Annotated in this window: 2 protein-coding genes; both read right to left on the bottom strand. The window is 37.3% G+C overall.

Features of this window, described 5'->3' with window-relative positions:
• Positions 1–823, bottom strand: an 823-nt coding sequence (locus tag ACIGAM_RS17390; protein WP_396512745.1) for an IS3 family transposase, incomplete at its 3' end; no start/stop codon positions are given.
• A gap of 35 nt (positions 824–858) precedes the next feature.
• A partial coding sequence (locus tag ACIGAM_RS17385; RefSeq protein WP_396512744.1) for a transposase occupies positions 859–1,077 on the bottom strand: 219 nt, incomplete at its 5' end.

Below are 1,077 nucleotides of genomic sequence, written 5' to 3'. Positions count from 1 at the left end.
ATAAATAGTTATTATTTAGTTCAGGTTTGATGAAGAATTTAAATTCTTCATCAAACCTAGGCATATATTCTTTTGGGGATTTATTCCCTAAAGATTTATGAGGGTGATTAAAATTATAATCCTCCCTCCAGTTGTCGCTTATCTTTTGAAGTTGATGAATATCATTGAAGTAATACGCATCCAAGATGTCTTCTCTGAAGAAGCGATTAAAGCGTTCTATGTACCCATTTTGCATTGGTTTACCGGGTTGTGTGTATTTGATTTCAATAAAGTTTTTCTCACACCATTTTGTAAATGTTTTGGAGATAAACTCTGGCCCATTATCGCATCTAATATATTTAGGAGTTCCAAGCTCTTCTTTTAAATTGATTAGGGTCTCTACTACAGCTCTGGCAGGATAGGAAAGTCCTGCCTCAATAGCAAGAGCCTCTCGGTTACAATCATCAATTACATTAAACACCCGTACTTTTCTACCATCGGTAAGTGCATCACTCATAAAATCTATACTCCAACATTCATTGAGAACAGAAGGCATTTCTAAAGGCTGTTTTACGCGTTTTATTAAACGCTTCTTATGTTTACGCCTAAGACTGAGCTTCATCTCTCGATAAACTCGCAATACACGCTTTCTGTTCCATTTTAGACCTTCTCGACGGATTTTATAATAATATTCATCAAAACCTCGAGTAGGATAGGCTTCTGCTAGTTGAGTCAACTTATCAATGACTTGGCTATCGTCCTTTTTACTCTGGTAGTACCACATTGATCTGGTAAGCCCTACAACATTACAGGCTCGTACAACCGGTACTAAATACTCTTTAATGAGATACTTAACTCGAACTCTTTTGTCGGAAGGTCTTAGAACTTTTTTGATAAAACGTCCTTGAGCATTTTGTTGTCCAGGCTTACATCTGCATACATTTGCTTGAGCCTGTTATTTTCTTCCTCGAGCTCCTTTAAACGCTTAAGGTGTTGCTGCTCCATTCCTCCATACCTTTTACGCCAGTAATAAAAGGTACTCTTGTCAATACCTAATTCTCTGGATAGATCGCCCACAGATCTTCCTTGTTCATTCTC

Source organism: Leeuwenhoekiella sp. NPDC079379 (assembly GCF_044542075.1).
GTDB lineage: Bacteria > Bacteroidota > Bacteroidia > Flavobacteriales > Flavobacteriaceae > Leeuwenhoekiella.
The sequence above is the reverse complement of the archived record's forward strand: the minus strand, read 5'-3'. Positions and strand labels throughout refer to the sequence as shown.